Source organism: uncultured Caballeronia sp., from assembly GCF_964243625.1.
Taxonomy (GTDB): domain Bacteria; phylum Pseudomonadota; class Gammaproteobacteria; order Burkholderiales; family Burkholderiaceae; genus Caballeronia.
The window spans coordinates 1-4105 of record NZ_CAXTGZ010000539.1 but is presented as its reverse complement, the minus strand read 5'-3'; the positions used below and the strand labels follow the sequence as shown (position 1 = coordinate 4105).

General features: G+C 59.6%; 4 protein-coding genes and 2 pseudogenes. 3 read left to right on the top strand and 3 right to left on the bottom strand.

Features of this window, described 5'->3' with window-relative positions; all coding sequences use genetic code 11:
- The first annotated feature begins 200 nt into the window (after positions 1-200).
- A pseudogene (locus ACFFAR_RS26565) lies at positions 201-501 on the top strand (type II toxin-antitoxin system MqsR family toxin).
- 2 nt (positions 502-503) lie between these two features.
- A complete protein-coding gene (locus tag ACFFAR_RS26560) occupies positions 504-905 on the top strand; it encodes a type II toxin-antitoxin system MqsA family antitoxin (protein ID WP_062003305.1) in 402 nt (133 codons plus the stop codon).
- 74 nt (positions 906-979) lie between these two features.
- On the opposite strand, the gene ACFFAR_RS26555 is transcribed toward ACFFAR_RS26560, so the two are convergent.
- The 3 genes from ACFFAR_RS26555 to ACFFAR_RS26545 all read right to left on the bottom strand — a co-directional run bounded on the left by ACFFAR_RS26555 (position 980) and on the right by ACFFAR_RS26545 (position 3757).
- A complete protein-coding gene (locus ACFFAR_RS26555) occupies positions 980-1777 on the bottom strand; it encodes a transporter substrate-binding domain-containing protein (protein WP_174364715.1) in 798 nt (265 codons plus the stop codon).
- A gap of 143 nt (positions 1778-1920) precedes the next feature.
- Entirely contained in the window at positions 1921-2457 is a 537-nt protein-coding gene (locus ACFFAR_RS26550; RefSeq protein WP_375508766.1) for an isochorismatase family protein, read from the bottom strand.
- Positions 2447-3757 (bottom strand): inositol monophosphatase, encoded by a 1311-nt coding sequence (locus ACFFAR_RS26545; RefSeq protein ID WP_375508765.1) that lies wholly within the window; start codon positions 3755-3757, stop codon positions 2447-2449. The genes ACFFAR_RS26550 and ACFFAR_RS26545 overlap by 11 nt, the downstream gene beginning before the upstream one ends.
- Before the next feature lie 172 nt (positions 3758-3929).
- Here ACFFAR_RS26545 and ACFFAR_RS26540 point away from each other — a divergent pair.
- A pseudogene (locus ACFFAR_RS26540) lies at positions 3930-4105 on the top strand (GFA family protein); the annotation flags it as partial.

The following is a 4105-nucleotide window of genomic DNA, read 5'->3' as shown; positions in this document are numbered from 1 at the left end:
TGTTGAAAAGGCGAATGGAGACAAAGGCCATGAGCAAGTCCGGTGCCATCGATCCGGCACGCCTGCACATGGGGCGGGGATCGCGTGATTGCAGGTAAGGGCTACATTCAACGGTAAAAGCGGCGAAGGCATGCGCGCGTGCCTTTCCGGGATTTTCGAAAGGAGTTGTTCATGTTAACCAAGTAGGTTAATATGATTAAATGGAAAAAAGCGTCCCTCACTGCCGGCTTGCGATCGTTCTCGCTCTGCTCGAAGCGGGCATGGTGCGCTCGACCATGTCAGCACTGAGTGGCGCGGCGGCAATGGGTTTTGACTTCAACGACATGATCGAAGTCATCAGGGCATTGGCGCCAAAAGATTTTTATAAGAGCATGACAACGCACGCCGATCACCGCGTTTGGCAGGACGTCTACCAACCAACCAACCACATCCGCCGGGCCGGTGTACTTGAAACTGACGGTCATAGATGACGTGCTTGTGGTGTCCTTCAAGGAGCTATGAACATGAAGTGTCCAGTCTGCGGCGCAGCAGAACTCGTTCGTGATACACGCGACTTGCCATACGCGTACAAAGGCGAGTCGACAATGATCCCTGACGTAACCGGCGACTTTTGCCCGGCGTGTGGCGAAGCCATTTTCGATGCGACCGAGTCGTTGCGCATCAATGCAGCGATGCTGGAATTCAACAAGCAAGTCAACGCAACGATTGTCGATCCGGCTTTTATTGCAAGCGTGCGCAAAAAGCTTGCTCTCGATCAACGCGAAGCGGCCGAAATATTTGGCGGTGGTGTGAACGCGTTTTCCCGCTACGAAAACGGTAAGACAAGGCCGCCTTTGGCCTTGGTGAAGCTGTTGAAGATTCTGGATCACCACCCTGATCTGTTGGAAGAGGTCAGAGCTGCATGATCACCAAACGCAAACTGCCGCCCAAAGGGCGGCAGTATTACAAGAGGCCGTTACGTCAGTACCCCTGAGCCGGCTTACAAATCGCTCGGATACGGCGCCTTAAGCCACTTCGTCGACAGCTTGTTCAGTGTGCCGTCGTTCTTGGCCTTCAACACGGCTGTATCGACTTCCTTCAGCAAGCGCGTCTCGCCCTTGTTCACCGCCACATGATCCGGCGAGCTGAAAAGCTGGAACTTCTGTTCCGGCGCGATCGGCGGGTTACGCGCGATGATCGTTGCACCCACGTCGTTGCCGACCACCATCAACTGTACCTGGCCCGACAAAAACGCCGAGATTGCACCGTTGGGGTCATCGAAACGCTTGATGGTCGCATCCGGCGGCGCGACCTTCGTCACGCTCAGGTCTTCCAGCGTGCCGCGTGCAACCGAAATCGTCTTGCCGGCCAGATCCTTCTCGCTTTTCACGGGCAATGACTTGGGTCCAAACACCGCCAGGTAATACGGCGCATACGGTCGCGAAAAATCCAGCACCTTGTCGCGCTCGGGCGTCTGCCCCACGCTCAGCAGCACGTCGGCTTTGCCCGTCGCAATGTACGCCATGCGGTTTTCGCCGGTGATGGGCACGAGTTCGACCTTGACCTTCATCGCTTTCGCCAGGTAATCGGCCATCTCGATGTCATACCCCTGCGGCTTCATATCCGGACCGATAGAGCCGAACGGCGGGTAATCCATGAACACGCCGACCCGGACGACGCCGCTTTTCTGCACGGTATCGAGGGCATCGGCATGGGCGAACGAGGCCCCGGCGATCGGTGCGGCGAAAGCAGCCGCCACGAAAATGCGCCGGGCAAGGCGGGAAAGACGAAGGGTCATGATGGTGGCCTTGAGCAGAGGTCGAAAAACGGATGGTTCGCGGATCGAATGAACGCCCGCATGAACGGACTGTAGGGAGGCCAAAATCCCGGAACAATCGAAATCTGCTCATGCCAGCCATGACGGCCAGGCATGGCTCGCACCTATTTGACGAGCGCGAGGACGTCCTTGAAGCGCGGATGCCGGCAGCTTTCCAGCCAGCCGAAGATCACGGTTTCGGCGGTAGTGGGGAACGCGCCGTCTTGCTGGGCTCCCGCCAGTGCGATTGCCTTATTCTCCGGCGCGCGTGAACCGGTGGCATCGGCAACAAGTTCTACCGTATAGCCGAGCCTCAGCAAACCGCGCACGGTCAGCAGCACGCAGACATGCGCTTCGCAACCGGCCACGAACAACACGGTGTTCCTCGACGGCAACGCAGCGGTGAATTCGGGGCAGAGGGTGGCGTCGAAGGTATGTTTTTCTATTAATCGATGCCGCTCGCCAATCAAGCCATCCACGGTCGCACCCAGGCCATGCGAATTTTGTTCCGTGAAAAGTACCGGGATATGGAGCAGATCCGCCGCCCTGATGAGCGCGGCGCAATGCCTGAACACGCGTTCCCCTTGTTCGATATGCGGCATCAGCTTCGCCTGCATATCGACCACGATCAACGCGCGGTCGGGTTTCGATTCAGGCTTCACTTTCCATGATCCGGTCGATCAGCCGCGCGTTTTCTCCCGCCGATCCAATGCCTTCGTGCTTGGCCATTGGAATGAAGAAGTGCGTCTTCACGTTCGGCAGATTGGCGCGTTCGAGCCACCCGTTCAGATGTTGCGTGAGGCGGTGCGCAGGGGCATCGAGTTCTTCACGCAAGCTCGCAGGCAATTGCTCCAGATAGCGCGCCTCGGTCTGATACGGTTCGGGGGCGACGCACAATGCATCGGGACGGCCATCGGGGTCTGCCGGCAGGCGTTCGAGCGCCTCGCGCAAAAGCGCCACGCCCAGACCCTGACTGCGCCAGCTCTTGCGCACTTCCCACGTACCGATAAACACCACCCGGTGCGTATTGAACACTGAACACAAACGTTCCGGCCCGAGCGCCTCGGTTGCGGCGAGCGCCATAGACAGCATTTCGCCGGAATACGTATCCAGCACATACACCAGGTCGGCGCTGCTCTGAATGGGTGGCACTTTTACGAGCTTCAATTCGACGGCCGCCACGACGATATCCGTCCCCGCCTCGTGGAAGACGGCGAACGCGGTGCCGAGGCGTTCGTCGTCGACTTGCGGATATTCATGACGGTACGTCATGGTCAGCAGGAACGGGCCGATCTTCTCCCTGTACGCGAGCGGCTTGTCGACGTCATAGTCGCTCGTGCCTTCCAGCCCGTACGGATCGTAATCCTGCGCTGCCGTCTCGCCCGGTGCACGCAATCCGCCAACGGCCGCAGCCGGCCGGCGCGACTTTGGCACGAGGTCTTCCGGCAAACCTTCCCAGCTCAGCCGGAGGAATTCGCGTCCGCCGCGATAATGCGTTTCAAACAGCGACGCCACCGGCGCGCCCGAAAACGGCGCGAGGATGCGCTCGGCCGATTCCATCGCGCGATCCATGAGCTGGTCGGCTTCGGCAGGATCGGGCACGTGGCGCGTGGTGTCATCGGCCGGTCCGCCTTCTGCCGCGTGCTGCTGGCGCGCGAGCTCGAGCCATTGATCCGCGGCGCGTTCGGCCAGAAAGCCCGCCGCGATCTGATAGCCGGACAAGACGATCGACTTGCCGGTTTCTCCAAGCGGAAACACGTACTCGTCGGTCATTACATCTGCGACGCTCACCGTTTTGTAATCCGTACGGGGTGACGGCGCGTTCGCGGTTGCATCGTAACGTTCATGCGAAAGCACGTAGGCAGCGAGATCTGTCGCGCCGGGTGCTGCGTTCGGACCAGCCGTCGTTGCGAATGCCGAGGCGCTGGTGGGGAGCAGAGCCAGCAGGGAAACGTGCTTCATGAATGCCATCTCCGTCTCTTGGGGTTGTCATCGTAGCAAAACCGGCGCCTTTTGCTGCGGCCGCCGGCGGTTCGGCGCGAGAGTTGCTACTGGTACGCTGTTTGGTACCACCATTTTCATTGCCTGGCGCAGTACCGACACCAGATTATAGGGAGCCGCGATGAACCGCCTCATGAGCAACTCTAATGATGAAGCGCGCGACAGGGAAGCCGCACTGGTCAGAGGTGGCGAAGCGAAGCACGAAGGCGGCTGCGCGTGCGGTGCGTGGCGGTTCGTGGTTTCATCGGAGCCGGATCGCGTCGGGCTGTGCCATTGCATGACATGCCGCAAGGTGCATGGCTCGGCATT